Origin of the sequence: Micromonospora sp. WMMD714 (genome assembly GCF_029581315.1) — a bacterium.
Taxonomy (GTDB): domain Bacteria; phylum Actinomycetota; class Actinomycetes; order Mycobacteriales; family Micromonosporaceae; genus Micromonospora; species Micromonospora rifamycinica.
Map to the genome: position 1 here is coordinate 6026582 of NZ_CP120744.1, position 21883 is coordinate 6048464.

Annotated in this window: 15 protein-coding genes; 5 read left to right on the plus strand and 10 right to left on the minus strand. The window is 72.2% G+C overall.

From position 1 onward, the window contains the following. Positions 1-170: 170 nt before the first annotated feature. From O7625_RS25685 to O7625_RS25705, 5 genes are read right to left on the minus strand one after another with little or no spacing between them, the layout of a single operon-like run. Positions 171-1043 (minus strand): sugar phosphate isomerase/epimerase family protein, encoded by an 873-nt coding sequence (locus O7625_RS25685; protein ID WP_282342255.1) that lies wholly within the window; start codon positions 1041-1043, stop codon positions 171-173. 5 nt (positions 1044-1048) lie between these two features. Then, positions 1049-2233, minus strand: coding sequence for an ABC transporter substrate-binding protein (locus O7625_RS25690; protein ID WP_282342257.1), 1185 nt, complete (start codon positions 2231-2233; stop codon positions 1049-1051). Positions 2234-2245: 12 nt separating this feature from the next. Further along, positions 2246-3229 carry an ABC transporter permease gene (locus O7625_RS25695; RefSeq protein ID WP_282342258.1) on the minus strand — a complete coding sequence of 328 codons (984 nt, stop codon included), beginning with the start codon at positions 3227-3229 and terminating at the stop codon, positions 2246-2248. A gap of 2 nt (positions 3230-3231) precedes the next feature. Further along, complete coding sequence (locus O7625_RS25700) at positions 3232-4200, minus strand: ABC transporter permease (protein WP_282342259.1); 969 nt, start codon at positions 4198-4200, stop codon at positions 3232-3234. 55 nt (positions 4201-4255) lie between these two features. After that, positions 4256-5767: a sugar ABC transporter ATP-binding protein gene (locus tag O7625_RS25705; protein ID WP_282342261.1), complete on the minus strand. Its 1512-nt coding sequence runs from the start codon at positions 5765-5767 to the stop codon at positions 4256-4258. A 522-nt stretch (positions 5768-6289) separates the two neighbouring features. Between O7625_RS25705 and O7625_RS25710 the strand changes: the two genes are divergently transcribed. From O7625_RS25710 to O7625_RS25720, 3 genes are all read left to right on the plus strand, one after another. Beyond that, positions 6290-9844: a ThuA domain-containing protein gene (locus O7625_RS25710; protein ID WP_282342263.1), complete on the plus strand. Its 3555-nt coding sequence runs from the start codon at positions 6290-6292 to the stop codon at positions 9842-9844. Positions 9845-9999: 155 nt separating this feature from the next. After that, positions 10000-10584: a PadR family transcriptional regulator gene (locus O7625_RS25715; protein ID WP_282342265.1), complete on the plus strand. Its 585-nt coding sequence runs from the start codon at positions 10000-10002 to the stop codon at positions 10582-10584. Then, positions 10581-11591: a hypothetical protein gene (locus O7625_RS25720; protein WP_282342266.1), complete on the plus strand. Its 1011-nt coding sequence runs from the start codon at positions 10581-10583 to the stop codon at positions 11589-11591. Before O7625_RS25715 ends, O7625_RS25720 begins: the two co-directional genes overlap by 4 nt. A gap of 265 nt (positions 11592-11856) precedes the next feature. Here O7625_RS25720 and O7625_RS25725 read toward each other — a convergent pair whose 3' ends face one another. After that, on the minus strand, positions 11857-13401 hold the full coding sequence (locus O7625_RS25725) for a non-reducing end alpha-L-arabinofuranosidase family hydrolase (protein ID WP_282342267.1): 1545 nt from the start codon (positions 13399-13401) through the stop codon (positions 11857-11859). A gap of 469 nt (positions 13402-13870) precedes the next feature. Here O7625_RS25725 and O7625_RS25730 point away from each other — a divergent pair, with 469 nt between their 5' ends. Both O7625_RS25730 and O7625_RS25735 read left to right on the plus strand, forming a co-directional pair. Then, complete coding sequence (locus tag O7625_RS25730) at positions 13871-15274, plus strand: HAMP domain-containing sensor histidine kinase (RefSeq protein ID WP_282342269.1); 1404 nt, start codon at positions 13871-13873, stop codon at positions 15272-15274. 55 nt (positions 15275-15329) lie between these two features. Continuing rightward, on the plus strand, positions 15330-16010 hold the full coding sequence (locus O7625_RS25735) for a response regulator transcription factor (RefSeq protein WP_089003836.1): 681 nt from the start codon (positions 15330-15332) through the stop codon (positions 16008-16010). 41 nt (positions 16011-16051) lie between these two features. On the opposite strand, the gene O7625_RS25740 is transcribed toward O7625_RS25735, so the two are convergent. The 4 genes from O7625_RS25740 to O7625_RS25755 all read right to left on the minus strand — a co-directional run bounded on the left by O7625_RS25740 (position 16052) and on the right by O7625_RS25755 (position 21869). Beyond that, positions 16052-16816, minus strand: a complete 765-nt coding sequence (locus O7625_RS25740; RefSeq protein WP_282342271.1) for an enoyl-CoA hydratase-related protein — start codon at positions 16814-16816, stop codon at positions 16052-16054. Between the two features lie 16 nt (positions 16817-16832). Continuing rightward, positions 16833-18158 carry a hypothetical protein gene (locus tag O7625_RS25745; protein ID WP_282342272.1) on the minus strand — a complete coding sequence of 442 codons (1326 nt, stop codon included), beginning with the start codon at positions 18156-18158 and terminating at the stop codon, positions 16833-16835. Then, the gene (locus tag O7625_RS25750) at positions 18155-19807 is read right to left on the minus strand and encodes an amino acid adenylation domain-containing protein (protein ID WP_282342273.1); all 1653 of its coding nucleotides are present in this window, start codon (positions 19805-19807) and stop codon (positions 18155-18157) included. The genes O7625_RS25745 and O7625_RS25750 overlap by 4 nt, the downstream gene beginning before the upstream one ends. Positions 19808-19901: 94 nt before the next feature. Continuing rightward, a complete protein-coding gene (locus tag O7625_RS25755; protein WP_282342275.1) occupies positions 19902-21869 on the minus strand; it encodes a BTAD domain-containing putative transcriptional regulator in 1968 nt (655 codons plus the stop codon). Positions 21870-21883: the final 14 nt, after the last annotated feature.

A 21883-nucleotide genomic window follows, 5' to 3' on the forward strand; every position in this document is an offset into this window, starting at 1 on the left:
GGATAATATCGTTGAGCGTCAATATCTAAGATGACTGTCCTGCGACGTGACCTTCCTGTCAAGGCGCCACCGCAGTCCCGCCGCCGGCAGGACTGCCGGTGCCCGCCCGGGTCCACCACCCCCGTGCCGCACCCGGGCGGAGCGCCTCAGCCGGCCACCGCCGGATCGCCTCAGCCGGCCACGGCCGGCGGACCCGTGGTGACCTCCCGCAGGTACCGCAGGCCGTCCGTGGCGAGCCGGTCCTGCGACGGGGCCAGCGGACGCCAGATCGCCGCGGCGGTCGCGATGGTCTCGTTCTCCGCCGTGAACGACTCGATGCAGACCGCACCCCGGTAGCCGGTCTCCCCCAGCACGGCGAAGAAGCGCGGCCAGTCGAAGTGGTCGGCCCCGGGTGCGCCCCGGTGGGTGCCGCTGACCTGGACGTGCTTGATGTGCGGGCCGGCGGCGGCGAGGGCCGCGTACGGATCGGACTCCTCGATGTTCATGTGATAGGTGTCGATCATGATGCCGACGCTGGCCGGCAGCCCGTCGATCAGCTCGACCGTCTGCGCGACGGTGTTGACCACACTCGTCTCGTAACGGTTCAGCGCCTCGACCCCGATGCTGACGCCCTGCTCGCCGGCCTGCTCGGCCACCGGGGCCAGCGCCCGGCGGAACTCCGCGTAGCAGGCCGCCCGCGCCGACGGCGACATCCGCCAGGTGCGGCCGACCGAGGCGTACACCGGGCCGCCGACGCAGGGGGCGCCGACGGCCGCCGCGGCCGCCACGCACCAGCCGAGGTACGCCACGGTCGACGCCACCACCTCCGGCGCGGCGTCCACCAGGTCCCGCCCCGGCGGGGTGACCGCGCAGACACCGGCCGCGGCCAGTCCGTGCGCGGCCAACAGCTCCCGGGTGCGGACCGGATCCCAGTCGCCGGGCTGCTCGATCGGCAGCTCGACCGCGTCGAAGCCGAACGACGCGATCCGCGGGACCAGCTCGGCGAGGGCCGCGTCGTCGACGGGCGAGGCCCACACCCAGGGGTTGACGCCGATGGCGTACACCGGGCCTACTTCCAGCGCTGCGGGTAACCGGGCAGGTCGGTGCAGCCGCACATCGCGTAGTGCAGCGGCGGCATGTCCGCGTCGAGGTACTGGTCCAGGTTGTCCTGCGTGATGGTCGGCTGGGGCAGCTTCCACGGGCTGGACACCGGCTGACCGTCGAGGATCCGCAGCGCCGCGATGATCGGCGTACGCCACTGGTAGGTCGGGTAGGTCGGCGCGATCGCGGTGAGCTTCCGGTCCTTCCAGATCTTCAGGAAGTCGAGCTGGTCCTCGCCGTTGATCGGCGGCACCGGCTTGCCCGCGTCCTGGAACGCCTCGACCGCCGCGACGGCCACCGCGCCGGCGTCCATCCAGACGCCGTCGATGGTGCCGTACCGCTGGATGTAGTCGTCGACGATCTTCTTGGTCTTGGCCGGGTCACCGTCGGTGAACTCGACCCCCACCACGTCCACCTTCGCCTTGTCGAACGCCACCTTCGCCGCCGACCAGCGGGTCTCCAGGACGTCGACGCCGGGCAGGATCCGCAGGGCGAGGAGCTTTCCGCCGGGCTTCATCTTCTGGCTGACGAACTCGGCCCCGACGTGACCGAAGCCGTAGCCGCCGATCGGGTTGATGAACGTCACCGGGCACTTCGTGTCGACGCCCCGGTCGAACACGACGACCGGCAGACCGGCCTTGCACGCCGCCTCGACGGCCGGGGTGAGGGTGGCGGTGGTGTTCGGCGAGACGATGAGCGCGTCACAGCCCTTGCCGAGCAGGTCGTTGATGTCGGCGATCTGCTTCTGGTCCTTGCCCTCGGCGTCGACGTGCACGAACTCCTTGATCCGGCCCTTCTGCGCCGCCACCTCGGCCTGCATGGTCTTGAAACCGACCTGTCGCCACGGGTTGTTCAGCGCCGCGTTGGAGAAACAGATCTTGTGCGGCCCGGCCTTACGGAACTTCGTGGTCTCCACCATGGTCGGGTTGAGCACCTGCTCCCAGGGCCGGTCCGCCGCACCGGTCGGGGTGGCCCCGAGCAGGGCCAGCTCGGCGTCGTAGTCGGCCTGCACGAAGAACTTCGACTGTTCCCCGGTGCCCGCGCCCGCGGACGAGGAGGGACTCCCCGCCGGCCCCGCGCCCGGTTCGTCGGTGGCGCAGGCGGTGAGGGCCAGCAGGGTGACGGCGGCCAGGGCCGTCATGGAGCGTCGCACTATGGTCTCCCCTTATCGTGACGAAGGACGGGTTGCCGAGACCGCCACGGCGAGCAGGATGATCGCGCCCTGGACGGTGGATCTGAGAGCGCCGGAGACGCCGTAGAAGTTCATCAGGGCGAACAGCAGCTCCAGGGTCAGCGCGCCGAGCATCGCGCCGACCACCGAGCCACGGCCCCCGCCCAGCACCACTCCGCCGAGGACGACCGCGGTGATCGCGCCGAACTCCAGGCCCGCGCCGGCCTGGAACGACACCCCGCTGTAGCCGCCCAGCAGGATCGCCGCCACGGCCGCCGCCAGTCCGCTGAGGACGAAGGCGACGGTCCGGGTACGCCAGACCCGTACCCCGCTCAGGTGCGCGGTGCGCGGGTTGTCGCCGACGGCGAGCAGCGTCCGGCCGAAGTCGGACCGCATCAGCACCACCGCGAGCGCCGCGAGGACCACCAGCACCAGCAGCGCGTACGGCAGCCGGCCGAGCACCGGCACGTCCTCGACGGCCCGCCGGCCGAACCGCCGGAACTCCTCGGGGAGCCCGCCCTTCGGAGCGCCGTCGGACCACAGGTAGACCGCGCCGACCAGGATCAGGTACATGCCGAGGGTGGTGATGAACGACGGCACCCGCAGCCGCGTCGTGATCAGACCGTTGACCAGCCCGACCGCCGCACCGAAGGCGAGCAGGAGCAGCACCACCGGCCAGGTGCGGGCCGGATCGTCGTCGATCAGCCGGGCGGCGACGACCACCTGGGCGGTGACCAGCGAACCGACCGAGAGGTCGAACTCGCCGGAGACGATCACGAAGTACTGGCCGGCGGCGAGCAGGATGACCGGCGCGGACCGGCCGAGGAAGGACATCAACGACGGGGGGTCGAGGAAGCCGGGCTGCCGGATGCCGACCAGCACCAGCAGCACCACGAGGATCGCCACGATCGGCAGCACCCCACCGGGACGGAGCCGGGCGCGCAGCAGGGGCCGCGGACGACGCTGGACGAGCTGCATGGCTAGGCCGCCGCCTTTCGCAGAGCCCGACGGGCGTAGACGGCGACCGCGGCGATGATGATGACGCCCCTGATCACCTGCTTGAAGAACGCGTCCACCTCGAGCTGGTTGAAGATCGCGTCGATGCTGGCGAGCAGCAGCACCCCGCCGACCGTGCCGACGACGCCGCCACGCCCACCGGCGAGCGCGGTGCCGCCGATCACCACCGCGGCGATCGACTCCAGGTCGTAAAGCCCTTCGGTGCCCACCCGGGGCGCTCCCGACCCGAGCCGGCTGGCCAGGTAGATCCCGGCGAGCCCGGCACACAGCGAGCACAGCACGTGCGCGGTGACCAGGACCCGGTCGTTGCGGACGCCGGAGAGCCGGGCCACCTCCGGATCGCCGCCGACGGCGACCAGGTGGTGACCGAAGCGGGTCCGGGAGAGCGCGAACCAGGCCGCCCCGGTCACCGCCAGCAGCAGCAGGAACGACATCGGCACCGGGCCGACCCGCTGGTAGCCGAGGGACTGCACGAGGCCCGGTGAGGTGCTGCCGGCCGGGCCGTCGTAGAAGCTGTCGAGGTACCCCTTGAGCAGCAGCCCGACGCCGAGGGTCGCGATGAACGCGTTGATCCGCAGTCTGGTCACGAGCAGCCCGTTGAGCAGCCCGACGGCGGCGCTGACCGCGAGCGCGAGGCCGACCGCCGGCAGCAGCGCGCCGTCGCTGCCGTTCATCGCCTCGGCCGCGACGAGGGTGCTGAGACTGATCACGTACGCCACGGAGAGGTCGAGCGAGCCGCCGAGGATGACCAGGGTCTGGCCGACGGCGACGAGCCCGAGACCGGCGGCGACGTGCAGCAGGCTCACCGTCGTCGACTGGTTGAACAACTGCCCGCCGTCGGCCAGGACGACCAGCCACCCGACCGCGAGGGTGAGAGCCAGGGCCACGAACACGCCCGGCACGGCCCGTCGGGCCGGCAACAGCGTACTCACCGGATCACTTCCCTTCGCGACTGCGGGGCTCGCAAACCCGGCTCACTCCTCGCGCTCATGGCATCGTCTCCGTGCGGTGGCCGACGGCGAGAGCCACCACGTCCTCCTCGGTCGCGCCGGCGGGTAGTTCACCGGCGATCCGGCCGTCGCGCATGACGACGATCCGGTCGCACATGCCCAGCAGTTCGGGAAGGTCGGACGAGATCATCACCACGGCCGCACCCTCGCGGGCGAGCCGGCGGACGAGGTCGTGGATGGCCGACTTCGCGCCCACGTCGATGCCCCGGGTGGGCTCGTCGAAGAGCAGGACCTGCGGGTCGAGCGCCAGCCACCGGGCCAGCACGACCTTCTGCTGGTTGCCGCCCGACAGGAAACGGATCTCCTGGTCGTCACCGGCGGCCCGGACCTCGACGGCGGCGAGCAGGTCGCGGACCCGGGCGGTACGGGCGGCGCGGCCGGACCGGGCGGCGAAGACGGCCCGGCTGGCGAGCAAGGCGTTGTCGAGCACCGACTGGCGGGGCACGATGCCCTCGCCCTTGCGGTCCTCGGTGACGTAGGCGATGCCGGCCCGCATCGCGGTCCGCGGCGAGCGCAGCCGGACCGGTGTGCCGTCCCGGGTCACCGCACCGGTGGTGAACGGGGCGACGCCGAAGAGTGCCCGGGCCAACGCGGACCGCCCGGAGCCCTGGAGGCCGCCGACACCGAGCACCTCGCCGGCCCGCACGTCCAGGTCGATCCCGCGCAGTTTCCGGTTTCCCGCGCCCCGGACGGCGAGCCGGACCGGGCCGCGGTCGGCGGGGCGGGCGCGCTGCGGGTAGTAGCTGGACAGCTCCCGGCCGACCATGTGGCGTACCAGTTCGTCGGTGGTGGTGCCGGCGGTGTCGACGGTGGTGACCCGGCGGCCGTCCTTGAGGACCGTGATCCGGCCGGACAGGTCGAAGACCTCGGTGAGCCGGTGCGAGACGTACAGCACGCCGATGCCGCGTTGCTGGAGCCGGCGTACCAGGCCGTAGAGCAGTTCGACCTCGTGGTCGGCCAGCGCCGCGGTCGGCTCGTCCATGATGAGCAGCCGGGCGTCCAGGGCGAGCGCCTTGGCGATCTCGACGACCTGCTGCTGGGCGACGCCGAGCTGTCCCACCGGGGCGTCGGCGGCGAGGGTGGTCTCCCCGATCGAGGCGAGCAGCCGGTCGGTGCGCCCGCGCATCGCCCGCCGGTCGACCAGGCCCCGGCGTACCGGCTCGTGTCCCAGGTAGACGTTCTCCGCGACGGTGCGCTCGGGCAGCAGGTTGAACTCCTGGTGGATGATGCCGACCCCGGCCCGTTGGGCGTCGCGCGGCCCGCGCAGGACGCGTGGTTCACCGGCGATCTCGACGGTGCCCTCGTCCGGGGCGTACCCGCCGGAGACGATCTTCATGAGAGTGGACTTCCCGGCGCCGTTCTCACCGACGACGGCGTGCACCTCGCCCGGCGCGACGTCCAGGTCGACACCGTCGAGGACGCGCACCCCGAGGAAGGACTTGCCGATGCCCCGAAGGGTGAGCAGCGCCGTCGGCGGTGGGTCTGGCATTCCGAAAGCCCTCACAGAAAGTAGTCATCATGCTGGTTTGTCCCCCCGGATCAGGCTCGCCCGAGACGCCGACCGGGGGGACTTTCGCCACCTGCAACAAACTCTTACGTCGCGCCGACGCAAACTTTCCTTGACATCGACGAAACATCACACGTATGAAGATAGATGTTTCGATGCCTGTCCACAATCCTCCGGCTGACGCAATTCCCAGCACACCCCCAGCCGGCCGGCGTCGACACCGCGCCGAGGAGACACCGGGCGACCACCGCCGACCCGCCGAAACATCGAACCTCTGGCAATCCATTGACAGTCGTCGATGACTGAACGATCCTGACCTCGCGGCCCACGGGACGAGGACACCAACCACGTCACTCCCAGTGACGCCATACGGGGCTGACGGCCGTTACGGCGGACGGCACGACGACCCGAGCAGCACACCCGTACCCGTCGTGCGCCCAGGCACCACCTGCGCGCCGACGGACACGGTCGCCAGGAGTTGCCCGCCGACAACGAGGAGACGGCATGCGTCGTACCACACTGCTCATCGCCATGATCACCGGCCTGTTGATGTCTCTCGGCCTCGCCCCACCCGCGTCCGCGGCCCCGGCCTTCCGCGCCCTGTTGTTCACCAAGACGGTCGGCTACCGGCACGACTCGATCCCCGCCGGGATCAGCATGTTCCAGCAGCAGGCGGCGGCCAACAACTTCGAGCTGGTGCAGACCGAGGACTCCAGCGTCTTCACCGCGGCCAACCTCGCCACCTTCGACGTGATCATCATGTTCCAGACCTCCGGCATGGTCTGGACCTCGACCGCCCAACGGCAGGCCGTGGAGGGCTACCTGGCCAGCGGCAAGGGCATCGTCGGTATCCACAACGCCCTGGACATGGGCATCGAGGGCGAGTACCCCTGGTGGGACCAGACCCTCAACGGCGGCGCCCACATGCCCGAGCACTCCCCCGGCGTGCTGCCCGGCACCGCCATCGTCGCCGACAAGCAGCACCCGTCGACGACCGGCCTGCCGGACCGCTGGAACCGCAGCGAGGAGTGGTACAACTTCGACGCCAACCCGCGCGGCAACGTACATGTACTGGTGACCGCGGACGAGCGCACCTACAACCCGGGCTCCCGGGCGATGGGTCCGGACCACCCGATCTCCTGGTGCCGCACCGCCGCCGGCGGGCGGGTCTGGGCCACCGCGATGGGCCACGCGATCGACTCCTACAGCGAGACGAACTTCCGCAACCACGTCCTCGGCGGCGTGAAGTGGGCCGCCGGCAACCTGCCCGGCGACTGCGGCGGCACCGTCTGGGGCAACTTCGAGAAGCGCACCCTGGACGACAACACGGTCGACCCGATGGCCCTGGCCGTGCTGCCCGACGGTCGGGTCATGTACATCCAGCGCGGCGGCCAGGTCAAGATCTTCAAGCCGGCCAGCAACAGCACCGTGACCGCCGGCAGCCTGAGCGTCTACACCGGCGGCGAGGACGGTCTCACCGGCCTGGCGCTGGACCCGAACTTCGCCACCAACGGCTACGTGTACCTCTACCACTCACCGGCGAGCAGCAGCACCGACGTCAACCGCGTCTCCCGCTACACGCTCACCGGGGACACCCTCAACCTCGCCACCGAGGCCCGGATCATCGACATCCCGGCCTACCGTGACCGCACCTTCCCCGAGCCCGGCCACACCGGCGGCTACCTCGACTTCGGCCCGGACGGGAACCTCTACATCGGCACCGGTGACGACACGCCGCCCAACCTCGACCCCAACTGGCAGGGCTACGCGCCGCTGGACTGGCGCGCCGGCAAGTCCAACCTCGACGCCGCGCGCAGTGCCGGAAACACCAACGACCTGCGGGGCAAGCTGCTGCGCATCCGCCCCTCGGACAGCGGCGGCTACACGATCCCGACCGGCAACCTCTACCCCCAGGGCACGGCGCAGACCCGACCCGAAATCTACGCGATGGGCTTCCGTAACCCGTTCCGGTTCTCGATCGACCCGGCCAACGGCTGGGTCTACCTGGCCGACTACGGGCCGGACCGCAACCCGCCCACCACCAACCGTGGCCCCGAGGGCCTGGTCGAACTCAACGTGATCAAGCAACCCGGCAACTACGGGTGGCCGTTCTGCCACGGCGACAACCAGCCCTACGCGCCGTACAACCCGGACACCGGCGTGGTCGGCGCCAAGTTCAACTGCAACGCCCCGGTCAACAACTCCCCCAACAACACCGGTCTGACCAGCCTGAAGCCGATCGTCGCCCCCAACATGTGGTACGGCTACGGCACCTCGTCGACCTTCCCGGAGCTGGGCTCCGGCGGCTCCGGCCCGATGGGTGGACCGGTCTACCGGTACGACCCGGCGAACCCGTCCGCCACGAAGTTCCCGCCCTACTACGACGGCGTGCACTTCTTCTACGAGTGGTCCCGCAGCTACATCAAGGAGGTGCACTTCGACTCCGCGACGGCGGTGACCCGCACCAACTCGTTCCTGCCCGGCGGGCGGTTCAACAAGCCGATGGACCTGGAGTTCGGCAAGGACGGCTCGCTCTACGTCCTGGAGTGGGGCACCAACTTCGGTGGCGGCAACAGCGACTCCGGGCTCTACCGGATCGACTACATCCAGGGCGGCCGGTCCCCGATCGCCAAGGCCGTCGGGACGCCCACCAGCGGCCTGGCCCCGCTGAACGTCCAGTTCAGCAGCGCCGGCACGGCCGACCCGGACCCGGGCAACACGCTCAGCTACCAGTGGACGTTCGGGGACGGCACCACGTCCACCGCGGCCAACCCGTCGCACGTCTACACCACCAACGGGAACTACACGGCGCAGTTGAAGGTCACCGACAACACCGGCAAGACCGGCTTCGCCAACGTCCAGATCACCGTGGGCAACTCCGCTCCGGTAGTCACCATCACCGCACCGGCCAGCGGCGGCATGCTCACCTTCGGTGACAAGGTGTCGTACCAGATCACCGTCACCGACCCGGACGGCGGCACCGTCGACTGCAGCAAGGTGCTCCTCAACCCGGCGCTCGGCCACGACGACCACGCGCACGAGACCACCGAGTACCCGGGTTGCTCGGGCACCATCTCCACCGACCTGCTCGGTGGGCACCCGGACGGGGCCAACCTGTTCTACGTGCTCAACGCGCGCTACACCGACAGCGGCGGCCCGGGCGGGGCGTCCCCACTGACCGGCACCGCGCAGGCGATCCTCCAGCCGAAGCACAAGCAGGCCGAGTACTTCAGCAGCCAGTCCGGCATCCGGGTGGTCGACGAGGCCAGCGCGGAGAGCACCAAGCGGGTCGGGGACATCTCCAACAACGACTGGATCGCGTTCACCCCGATGAGCCTGGCGGGCATCTCCACGGTCAGCTACCGACTGTCGTCGCCGTCCGGTGGGGGCACGATCGAGCTGCGGGCCGGCTCCCCGACCGGCACCCTGCTGGCCACCACCCCGGTGCCCAGCACCGGCGGCTGGAACAACTACCAGTCCACCGCACCGGTGAGCGTGGCCGCGCTGGCCGGCACCCAGACCCTCTACCTGGTGTTCAAGGGCAGCACCAACAACTGGTTCGACCTCGACTCGCACACCTTCGGCGGGGCGGGGGTCGGCGTGCCCGGCACCGGCACCGGCACCGGCGTGGCGGGGAAGACCTGGACGCTCACCGCCCTGCACAGCGGGAAGCTGATGGACGTCAGCGGCGTCTCCACCGCCGACGGCGCGCAGCTCACCCAGTGGGCGGCCACCGGCGGAAACAACCAGAAGTGGCAGGCGGTGGACGCCGGTAACGGCGCGGTCTACCTGAAGGCGGTGCACAGCAACAAGTGCGCCGAGGTGATCGGCGGTTCTACCACGGCGGGGGCGTTCCTCCAGCAGGCCACCTGCAACAACGGCAACCAGCAGAAGTTCACCGCGACGGCGACCACGACCGCCGGGGTCTACACGGTGCGCAACGTGCAGAGCGGGCTCTGTCTGGACGTCAACGGTGCCGCCACCAACGACGGTGCGCGGCTGTTGCAGTGGACCTGCCACAGCGCGACCAACCAGCAGTGGCGGTTCACCCAGGTGTGACCCGCACCGCCCACCGTCGTCGCTGCGGCGGCGGGCTGAGGGGGCCGGCTCCGACACCTGGAGCCGGCCCCCGACGTAGCGATGCGCGACCCCGCCGTCGTCTCGGGTGTCCGACTCAACTGTCAATTAGGCGTATACGCCTATAGGATGCCCGGGTGCCTTCGGACGCGACACGGAACAGCCTGGTGTTGCCGATGCTCGGACTCCTCGTCGAGGAGCCGGCGCATGGCTACGACATCACGACACGCCTACGCCAGCGGTACGGACACCTCTCGGTCACCCGCAGCACGGTCACGTCCCTGCTGAAAACGCTCGAGAAGGCAGGCCTGATCTATTCCCGACACCCCGAACGGGTGGGCAACCGGCCACCGCGTACGGCCTACGAGTTGACCGCTGCGGGTCTCGCCGACTTCCGCCACAGGGTCGAGGCCGGGGTACGTGACACCGTGGCCGCGTCCGTGGAATTCGTCATGGCGGTCGCCTACGTCGGAATTCTCCCGATCGACCGGGCGGCGTCCGTCCTGGACGGTCGCGCCGACCGGCTCGACCGGGAACTGGCTGCCCTTTCGGCGCTGCCCGACGGTGACGTACTCGAAGTGCACATGCTCGAAGTCGCCTACTGGCGCACCATCGTCGCCGCCGAGGTCGCCTGGATCAGGAACATGGTCCGGCGGATCCGGTCACACGAGATCAGCTGGCCAACCGGGCAGGCCGACCAGCATCGGAGTGCGGAAGCGTGAAGTTCGGTATCTACCCGGGCGGACGGGCCGGCACGGTCTGCTCCCACCCACCCGATGTCGCCGCGATCCGCCACCTCGTCGACGACATCGCGGGCGGCCGCCCCTTCGTCGTCCGCGAGTACGTACACTTCTTCGGCGACGCGACACCGCCGGAGGTCGTCACCTCGCTCGGAGCCGAACGCGAACTCGCGCACCTCACGATGCCCGACGGATGGTACGTCGAGGGAAACCGCGAACTGGACCTCGTGCTCAGCTACCTCCCCCGGGCCGCCGACCTCTCCGGATGGCTGGCCTTCCTCGACACTGCCATCGACCGCTACGGTCACCTGACGCGGTACCTCCAGGTGACGCTTGAGCCGAACCTCCCTATCCCGAACATCGACGGCAGCGCACCTGGCGTACTCGAAGCCCTGACCCTCGGCGTCCCGCACGCCCGCACCGCACTGGACCGGCGGGGTCTCCAGCACGTGCGGATCGGTTTCTCCGTCGCCGAACCGCCGGAATGGTTGGGCGGCGACGACCAGTTCTGGTCATACCTGTCCTCGGTCCCACACCAGGACTTCGCGGCCCACGTCGACTACGTCGGCCTGGGCCTGTATCCCGACGCCTTCTCGCCCGTCGCGCCGCGGGGCCGTCCGGGAGACACCGCATCCCTCACCACCCAGGCCCTGCACCACCTGCGGGGCAAGTCGCTGCCACGCGCGCACATCCCGCCCGAGACTCCCCTCCACATCGTCGAGAACGGCACCCCGAGCGGGTCACCTCGCACCAAGCAGGCACAACGCGACTCACTGTCGGACATGCTGGGCGTCATCCTCACCGAACAGGAGTCTCTGAACATCACCCATTACGAACTGTTCAGCCTCAGGGACGCCGACAGCAGTTCCACGGAACCCACCGGGACTCTGGGCATCATCACCGACACCTACCGGCCCAAGCCCGCTCTCGCCGTCTACCGCGACATCGTCCGCGGCACCGGCCAGCCGCCCGCCACCCCACATCCCTGAGCGGCGGACCGAAACGCGGCAGGCACTCGTCACACAGCCCGGATATCAGACCCGAACGAGATGGCGACCCCGCCAGAGGGTCCACGCCGCCGTGCGAGAACAGTCGCGTCGGCGGCACCTCGGCCTGACGGACACAGGGATCGGCAGAGCACGCACAGCGTGCCCTGCCGACCGGTGGTGCAGGTGCTGTTCAGTTGATCGCTCCGGGCGACCTACGCCGGGCCACCCCGGAGGTCAGGAACCTCCGCGGCCCGCCGACGGGCCGTCAGCGCTGCCGGGTCAACAGGCCCGGCCGGTAGGGCAGCAGACCGTAGTCGACGCCGTCGGAGCTGGGCGAGCGGCCCTGGTAGAGCAGTTGCAGGTTGCACGGGTCGATGGTCATGGTCTGGTCGGCGCTGGTGCGCAGCAGCTCACCGTGGCTGATGTCGTTGGTCCAGGTGGCACCGCTGTTGGCCTTGCCCGCGAACGGGTTGTTGTAGGTCGCCGCGTTCGGCGTCCAGGTGCCGTTCAGGCTGGTCGCCGTGAACGAGCGGAAGTAGCGCTCCCAGGAGCTGGTCCGGGCCTCGACGATCATCAGATACTGGTTCTGGCCAGCGACCTTGTAGACCTGCGGCGCCTCGAACAGGTTCTCCGAGGTGTCGCTCATGATGGTCGTGTAGCTGGAACCGAAGTTGCCGGGGAAGTTCCCGATCGGCATGCTGGCCCGGTAGATCTTGCCGTTGTCACCGGCGAAGAACAGGTACATGTTCTGGCTGTCGGCGATCAGGGCCTGGTCGATCGGGCCGGTGCCGGAGCCGGAGATGGTGCCGGTGAACATCGTCTGGGCCGGGCCCCACCCGTTCGGGTTGGTCGGGTCGGTCGACGTGCGGTACGAGAACGCCGCGCCGCCCCACTGGTAGGCGAGCACCCAGATGTTCTTCGGCGCGAAGTAGAACAGCGACGGCGCGACGGTGCCCTGGCTCATGGTGTTCTGGGGGGCCGAGCCGAGCTGGTTGAGGTTGTCGACCAGGCCGAAGTTCATCGACCCCCACGAGGTGCCGAAGTCGTGCGTGGTGGCGTAGACGAGCTGCTTGCCGTTGTACGGCGCGACGGTGAAGTCCTTCAGCGACACCCAGCCCGACTTCGGGGTGGCCAGCGGACCCGTCGAGGACCACCGGTACGTCGACGGCAGCGTGCAGTTGCCGCCCGGCGGCGGGGTCGTGGGCGGCGGGGTGGTCGGGGTGGTGCCGCCGAGCTTGACGAGCTGCCACTGCTGGTTGGTGCCGTTCCAGTCGGCGTACTGGACGATGTTGCCGCCGTCGGCGGTGGACGCGCCCTGCACCTCGACGGCCTTGCCGCTGTTACGGTTGATCAGCTGGATGTAGCCGTCGATGTCCTGGATGCTGAACTGCTGGTTGGTGCCGTTGTTGTCGGTCCACTGCACGATCGGTCCGCCGTCGGCGGTCGACTTGCCGGAGACGTCCAGGACCTTGCCGGACAGCCGCGACTTCAGCCGGTAGTAGCCGCCGCCGGAGTCGACGAACTGCCACTGCTGCTGGGAGCCGTCGTTGCGGGTCCACTGGGTGATCCGGGCCCCGTCGTTGGTGGCCAGGTTGTAGACGTCGAGGGCCTTGCCGCTGTTGCGGTTGACCAGCACGTACGAGGCGTTGGTGTCGATCGTGGCGGCGGCGGCCTCGGTGACGGTGGCCGCCACGACGACCCCGCCGCTCAGGGCGGTCACGACCGCCGTGGCCGCCGGCAGCAGCCATCGCCGACGTCGGTGACCCGGCTGGCGGGTCACCGGGCCGGAGGGATCAGCCAGGAGATGCATGGGTGCTCCTTCATGGGGACGGGTGGAGCCTGAAGGGGACGGCCCCTGCGCGGTGACGGCGTCGCCGCGGATCGCCGGTGGTGGCGTGACCGGTGCCCGCCGGTCGCTCCGTCGTCGGGACCGGAGTCGACAGGCAATGTGAACGTTCACACTGCCGGATACCTGTCGGGCACTTCCTTGATCCAGTGGTTGGGGGGCGAACGAACCGACAGGGGTTCCATTCAGATCCGGCGATGTTACCAGAGCGTTTCGTACGGCTCAAGACCCGCTCAGGGCACCCGCCCCGACCCCGCCGCCCTCGATGACCCGACGTCGGGTCATCGACGTGGGTCGACATGTTAACGCTCACTCCCCGGCCGCCGACCGGCGCCGCCCGCCGTACCGTGACCGCCCGGCCGCCACCTGCCACCCACCGTCCGTCGGGACACCACCGCTCCCTTCCGATCGGCTGGCCGATGTGCCATCTTCGATGAATGAGGCTCGATGGCTTCGCCGACGGACCAGGCGGCACCGGGGCGGGCCGGCCGGGAGCGGCGGCGCGGTGCCGCTGACCGGCGACGGCACGCGGCCGGCCGTGCGTCGCGCCCGGCCCCGCACCGGGCTCGCCGTCGGCCTGCTGGTCGTCGCGCTGCTGATCCTGGTCGGCGGGCTCGGTTACGCCGCCCTGCTGCACGTCCAGCAGGCGAAGATCCGCCACGAACTGGACTGGGCGATGGTGCACGGCCGCCCGGCCGACCCGTCCGGCTGCACCTGGATCTTCGGCGGCGCGAGCGACACCGGGCACGCCGGCTCGCCCCCGGCCGGTTTCCCCCGGCACGCGGCCATCCACGCCGTGGCCCGCACCGGCCGCCCCCAGGTCGAGCAGGTGACCCGCAACGGCACGGTGTACCACGTGCGTACGCAGCAGCGCGGCGACGAGGTCGTGCAGGTGGTCTTCGACGCCCGGTTCCAGCTCGCCGAGCGGCGGCACCTGCTGTGGGGGGTCTCGGCCGCCGCGGTGGCGGTCCTGGTCGCGGCCACCGCGACCGATCTGCGGTTACGGCGCAGGGCGGTGCGGCCGCTGACCGAGGCGCTCGACCGGCAGCGCCGCTTCGTCGCCGACGCCAGCCACGAACTGCGCGCCCCGATCACCCGGGTGCACACGGCGGCGCAGTTGCTGGCACAGCGGTCGGCCGGCACCGGCACCGGGGCCGCCCAGCAGGATCTGGACCGGCTGCTGCGGACCACCCGGCTGCTCGGGGAGATCGTCGACGAGCTGCTCCTGTCCGCCCGGCTGGCCGACCCGGCGGCGACGGCCCGGCCGGCGGCCACGGTCGACCTCGCCGCGCTCGTCAGCGAGGCGGTCGAGGCCGACGCGCCCCGCGCCGCCGCACACGACGTGACGCTCACCGTGGCCGGCGGTGACGCCCCGGTGCCGGTCTGCGGCGTCGGGTCCGCGCTGCGCCGGGTGGTGGCGGAGCTGCTGGCGAACGCCCTGCACCACACCCCGACCGGCGGCCGGGTGGAGATACGGCTGCGCCCGGCGGGCACGGGCCACGTCGAGCTGGTGGTCAGCGACTCCGGCCGGGGCCTCGACCCGCGGCACATCGACCGGATCTTCGACCGGTTCCACCGGGGCGCCGACGCCGGGGACCGTCGCCTCGGGCTCGGGTTGGCCCTGGTCCGGGAGGTGGTCACCGCGCACGGCGGCACGATCAGCGCCGCCGGGCGGCCCGGGACGGGAGCCACCTTCACCGTACGGCTGCCGGTGCCCGGCGGGGGTCCGGCCGATGGTCCGCCGGCGGCGGGTGACCCCGCCGGGGGCTGGTGGCCCTTCTGCTGGCGGGGCAACCGCGACCGGGCGGACCGGGAACGCGAGATGAGCAGGTTCTGACCGGTGAAGAATTCCGCGGGTCAACCTTCGGCCGTTTCGGTGCGACCATGAACGGATGACCGACCCGTCACCCCCGGCGCACGGCCCGTTGCTCCTCGTCGAGGACGACGCGGAGCTCGCCGACATGCTGGTCGAGCTGTTCCACCGGGCCGGATACCCGATCGACCTGGCCCGGGACGGCCAGCGGGGCCTGCACCTGGCCCTGCGCGGCCGGTACCAGGTGATCATGTTGGACCGGCGGCTACCGGCGATCGACGGCGTCGACCTGCTCATCCGGCTACGGCGCCGGGCGGTCGGCGCCCGGGTCCTCATGCTCAGCGCGCTGGCCGATCCCGACGAACGGATCCGGGGCCTGGACGCGGGCGCCGACGACTACCTGCCGAAGCCGTTCGAGGTGCCCGAGCTGATGGCCCGGGTCCGGGCGCTGACCCGCCGCCGCTTCGACGGGGCGGAGTGGATCCCGATCGGCGCGGGGCAGCTCGACCTGGCCCAGCGCGGGGTACGGCTGCCCGACGGCCGGCAGGTGACACTCAGCGGACGGGAGTTCGACCTGATCCGGCTGCTCGCCACCCAGCCCCGGATGGTGCACAGCCGCAGCCAGCTACGCGGCCGGGTCTTCGGCCCCGACCGGACCGAGGCGGTGGTCGACACGTACGTGCACTATCTGCGGCGCAAGCTCGGCGACGGCGTGGTGCGTACCGTGCACGGGCTCGGCTACCAGATCGGCGCGCTGTAGCGCCGGCCGTCCGGGACCGGCGGTCCCGGACGGCCGGCGGCTCAGCGCCCCGCGAACCGGGCCGGCCGCTTCTCCAGGAAGGCGGCCATCCCCTCCCGCTGGTCCTCGGTGGCGAACAGCGCGTGGAAGGACCGCCGCTCGAACAGCACCCCGGCCCGGACGCCGACCTCCTCGGCCTGCCGGACCGCCTCCCGGGCCAGCAGCGTCGCCAGCCGGGGATGCCCGGCCACCACCGCCGCGGCGGCCCGGGCCTCCGCCAGCAGCCGCTCCGTCGGCACCACCCGGGACACCAGGCCGTACCGTTCCGCCTCCCACGCGTCGAGCTGCCGTCCGGTGAGGACCAGGTCCATCGCCCGGGCCGCGCCGACCAGCCGGGTCAGCCGCTGGGTGCCGCCGATGCCGGGCATCACCCCGAGCCGCAGCTCCGGCTGCCCGAACCGGGCGTTCTCGGCCGCGAAGACCAGGTCGCACATCATCGCCAGCTCGCACCCGCCGCCGAGGGCGTGCCCGGCCACCGCCGCGATCTTCGGGGTCCGCAGCGCGGCGAACGCGTCCCACCCCGCGAAGTGGTCCTCCAGCGCCACGTCCAGGAAGGACTTGCCCGCCATCTCCCGGATGTCGGCGCCGGCCGCGAAGACCTGCTCCGACCCGGTGATCACGAAGCAGCCCACACCCGGATCGCGGTCCAGCGGTGCCAGCGTCCCGACCAGCTCCGTCAGCAGCTCGGTGTCCAGCGCGTTGCGCACCTCGGGCCGGCACAACCGCACCGTGACCACCCGGTCGGCCCGCTCCACGGTGATCCTCATCGTCGCCCCCATCTGCTCAGGAATCCCAGATCGCGCCGTACGCGGGCACGCCGCGTTCCTCCATGCCCCGCACCACCTGCCAGGTCAGGGTGCGGTTCGAGATGCAGATGACCGCCTCGGCGTCGAACTCGCGGCACACCCGCCAGGCCAGCCGCAACATGTCCGGCTTGCCGTCGCGGGCGGTGTCCCACAGCAGCGCGTCCGGCTGGTGGGCGAGGATCTCGTCGACCAGCTCGTCGCCGAAGGTCTCCCGGTGCCGGCGGGCCGCCCAGACCAGGCGGGCCGGCACCAGTCCGGCCAGCAGATGCGGCAGCACCGGGCCGATCCCGCTGCCGGTCGCCACGTACACCACCCGCCGGAACAGGGTCTCGATGTTCGCCACCCCGGCCGTGCTGATCCCCTTCACCCAGACCCGGTCCGGCGCGTCGTCGATGAACCGCCCGGTCCAGTCGCCGGCCCGGGAGACGGTCAGCCGGAATCCGCTGCGACCCGGCGTCGGCACGTTGGCGAAGGAGTGCCACTCCCACAGCGGGCTACGGCTGACCGCCGTGGACGAGCCGGGGAACGGGGTCACCCCGTGGTCGAAGTGCACCAGTGCCACGTGCGGCGAGGGGCGGTGCACCACCACGGGCACCCGGCGCAGCCGTAGCCAGGGCAGGGCGATGCTGGCGGTCAGCACGGCGAGCACCCCGCCCTGCGGGGAGACGGCCAGCGCCGCCGGCCCGCCGGCCAGGAAGCCGGCCTGCGCCCAGAGCAGCGCCAGGGCCGCCCAGCCACCGAGGCGGTGGGTGCGCTCGAACAGGTCGTGCCGGCGGGAGCGGACCGGTGGCAGCGCGGTGCCGACGACCGCCACCAGCAGGACGGCGGCGGCGTACCCGGTGACCAGCGCCCCGACCGGTCCGTCGCCGACGGTCAGCGCGCCGAGCTGCGCCAGGTACCACCCGGTGCCGGCCAGCGCCGCGCCGACGTGCAGCCCCCCGAAGTGGTAGACCTTGCCCAACGTCGCCCGGATCCGCAGCGGCCAGCGGGTAGACGCCCGGGTGGCCAGCCAGAAGAACAGGTTGACCAGGTACTGCTGGCGGACCAGCACCGCCAGCGCCACGTTCGCCAGGGCGGCGTCGCCCAGTGCGGCGGGGTCGCGCCACCAACCGGCGGTCCACCCGTACGCCAGCAGCGCGGCGTTGCCGGTGAGCACCGCCGCCACCAGACGGTGGTGGTGCATGAACCGGGGGTGGGCGAGAATCCGGCGCAGCGTGCCGCCCGGGGGCGGCAGCAGCTCGCCGGACGCGGTCGCCGGGGCCGGAGGCGGGGCCGGCGCGGCCCGCAGACCGGTGCCGGTCACGCCGCCGCCTCCCCGAGGTGCGCCCACTGCCAGCGCAGGTCGAGGGCGAGCCGGCGCAGGGCGTCCCGGTCGACCTTGCCGCGACCGGTCACCGGCAGTTCCGGTAGCGGGTGCACGGCCGCCGGCACACAGTAGTAGGGCAGCACGGCGGCCACCGCCTCCCGGCACCGTTGCGGGTCCAGCCCGGCCGGGGCGACGAAGGAGACGAGGTCCCGGTCGGTCAGCCGGAGCGTGACGGCCCACCGGCAGCCGGGCACCGTCTCCAGCACCGCGGACACCGCGTCCAGCTCGACCCGGAAGCCCCGGACCTTCACCTGGTCGTCGGTGCGGCCCAGGTGTTCCAGCTCCCCGTCGGCACGCCAGCGGCCCCGGTCCCGGGTGCGGAACATCAGCCGACCCCCGCCCAGGAACGGGTCCGGGGCGTACCGCTCGGCGTTGAGCGCGTCGTTGTCCAGGTAGCCGGCGGAGACGCACCCGCCGCCGGCCCACATCTCCCCGGCCTCACCGATGCGGCAGGGCCGACCGTCGGCGTCGAGGACGTAGACGGTGTTGTTCGGTGTCGGTCGGCCGATGGTGAGCGGGCCACCGGGCCGGTGCCGGTGCATGGTGTTGACGATGGTGGTCTCGGTCGGGCCGCAGCAGTTGTAGAAGACCCGGCCGACCGCCCACCGGTCGGCCAGCGGGCGCGGGCACGGTTCACCCGCCACGGCGACCACCCGTACCCCCGCGCACCGGTCCAGGTCGATCCGTCCGAGCACCGACGGGGTGGCGATCACGACGTCGGCGCGGGCGGCGGTGGCGGTGAGGTCGTGGTCGCGCACCAGCAGGGTGCCGCCGTTGGCGAGGCAGCCCAGGATCTCCCAGGCCGCCATGTCGAAGGCGACGTTGAGCAGTTGGGCGACCCGCCGGCCGGGCCGGACGCCCAGGTCGCCCGGGGCGGTGAGCAGGATGTTGGCCACGTTGCCGTGGGTCACCGTGACGCCGTTCGGGGTGCCGGTGGTGCCGGAGGTGAACAGCACGTAGCAGCCGTCGTCGGCGCGTACCGGCCGGTCCAGCGGCGCGGCGGCCAGGTGACGGCCCGGCGGCAGTGGTTCGGCCATCACCTCGTCGACCGCGATCCGGGGCACCCCGGGCAGCGCCGGCACCGTGTCCAGGGCCGTCGAGGTGGTGAGCAGCACCCGGCAGCGGGCGGCCGAGGCGACCTGCCGCAGCTGCCCGGCCGGGGCGATCCGGACGTCCTGCGGGACGTAGGCGGCCCCGGCCTTCAGCGTGGCCAGGATCCCCACCAGCATCGGGATCGACCGGCTGGCGAAGACGCCCACGGTGTCGCCGGTCCGCACGCCGAGCGCCGCCAGCCGGGCGGCGAGCCGGTTGGCCTGGCGGTCCAGCTCGCGGTAGCCGATCCGCACCCCGAGGTGTTCGGCCGCGACGGCCTGCGGGGTAGCGGCGGCCCAGCGGGCGAACGCCTGGTGGATACGCAGATCGGGTACGAGTACCGCCGGCCCCCGGCCGAACCGGTGGAAGAGCCGGCGCTCGCGTGGTGCGAGCTGATCCAGCAGTGGCCCCCGCCAGCCGTCGGGGGCGGCGGGAGGGGTGCCGGCCGGGCCGGCCGCGGCGTCGTCGATCGTGCCGGACTGTCGTACGGACATCGGCTGCTCCTGTCTGACCGGCCGCCTTTTGCGGCGATCGAGATAGATGCTCGCCAATACATATGGGAAATGTCTTAGATTCCGTACCGGCCGGTCAGTGCGGCTGGCCCAGCGCGGTGGCGAGGCGGCCGAGGTGGTGCGCGACCGGGCCGGCGGTGAGCATCCCGCTGCCGGCCCCGGCCAACTCGGCGGCGGCCGGGGCGAGGGCGGCCCGGGCGCGCTGCATGACACCGCGGTCGCCGACCGTGATCGCACCCTGGGCGGCGAGGCACCACAGGGCCTCGAAGAGCAGGTCGGGCGGGGGCTCGGGGATCCGGCGCAGCGCGGCGGCGGCCGCGGCCCGGCAATCCTGCGCCAGCAACACGTGCGGACGCGCCCAGGGCAGGTACGGCCCCCAGTCGGTGTCCGCGGCGAAGTGGGCCGGCTGGCCGTGCCAGATCCGCAGGCACAGCAGGGCGAGCGGCAGGAGCCCCCGCTCGACCCCGGGCATCCCCGCGCCGGACAGCGACACCGCGGCATCGCGGTAGGCCGCCTCCGCGACCTGCGGCGCCGCACCGGTCGCGGCCAGCCGCAGCGCCTCGTACCAGGTGGTGAAGACACCGACCAGCGGCCGGCCGTGCCGGGCGGCGAGTCGCGTCACGGCCGCCGCGTGGCCGTCCGCGCCGGTGAAGTCCGCCCGCGCGCTACGCGCCTGGAGACGGATCAGGTGCCCGAGGATCTCGAAGGTCACCAGATCGTGCCGGGCGGCGAGCGCCACGATCTCCGCACCGATCCTGTCCCGCGCGGGAGCCAGGCCCGCCTGCGCGAACGTCTGCATGAACACGCCGTTGAGGGCGAAGGCGAGCAGGGCCGGATCCCCCAGGCGGCGGGCGATCTCCTCCGCCTGCCGGGCCGCCTGCGCCCCCCGCGCCGACCGGGTGCCACGCGACTCCACCGCGATGGTGGCCAGCAGCCGGGCCCGCACGGCAGCCGAGGAGCCCGGGGGCAGCGCCGCCAGGGTCCGCTCGGCGGCCGCCACGATCTGCGCCGCCCGCTGCGGATCGTCCGAGCGGGTCCAGATCGCCGGTACGTCGTAGCCGCCGATCACCCGGGCGGTGAGTTCGGGATCGCCGAGCTGCTCGGCGGCGGTGACGGCGGCGGACCGCTGGTCCCGGGCCGCTTCGAGCCCTTGCGGCCCGGCCACCGCGAGACCGCTGAGCAGGCCGATGGTCGACTCCAGTCGCGCCGGCGCGTCGACGGACACCGTGCGGTCGTACGCCGCGGCGGCCCGGGCCCAGATCTCCTCCGCGCCCGGCCGGCCGGGATCGTCGCCGACCCGGTCGGCCTGACGGAGGATGTCCGTCTCCAGCCGGCGCAGGCGGGGGCCGGGGTCCAGCCCGAGCTGGTCGCGCAGCAGGCCACGGGCCCGGCGCAGCACCGCGAGCGCGTCGCCCTGGCGGCCCGTGCGGTACAGGGCGAGGGCCAGCAGCCGCCACGCCTCCTCCCGCCACGGGTTCCCGGCCACGTGCGCGTCGAGATCCGGTACGGCGTCGACGGCCCGCCCCACCGCCAGGAGCGCCTCGGCCCGCCGCTCGACCGCGTGCAGCCGGAGCTGTTCGAGGCGGGACCGCTCGACACCGGCCCACGGCTCGTCGAAACCCGCGTACGCGGGGCCACGCCACCACCGCAGGGCGGGGTCGAGACGTGCCAGGGTCTCGTGGGGCGCGGCGGCGGAGGCGGCGGCCACCGCGTCCTCGAACCGCCAGGCGTCGACCGCCTCCGGTGCGGCCCGCAGCGCGTACCCCGGCCCCTCGGTGACCAGCAGCCGGGCCGGCTGACGCGGTGCGCGCTGCGGCTCCAGCGCCCGGCGCAGCGCCGCCACGAACGTGCGTACCGCGCTCACCGCGCCGGCCGGCGGGTCCTCCCACAGGTCGTCGACGAGCCGGGCGACCGGGACGACCCGCCCCTGGGCCACCAGGAGCCGGGCCAGCACCGCGCGGTGCCGGGGGCCCCGCAGGTCGATCGACGCGCCGGCGGCGTCCCAGGCGACGACCGGCCCGAGGACGCCGAACCCCACCTGCACCGCGCGACCCCCTC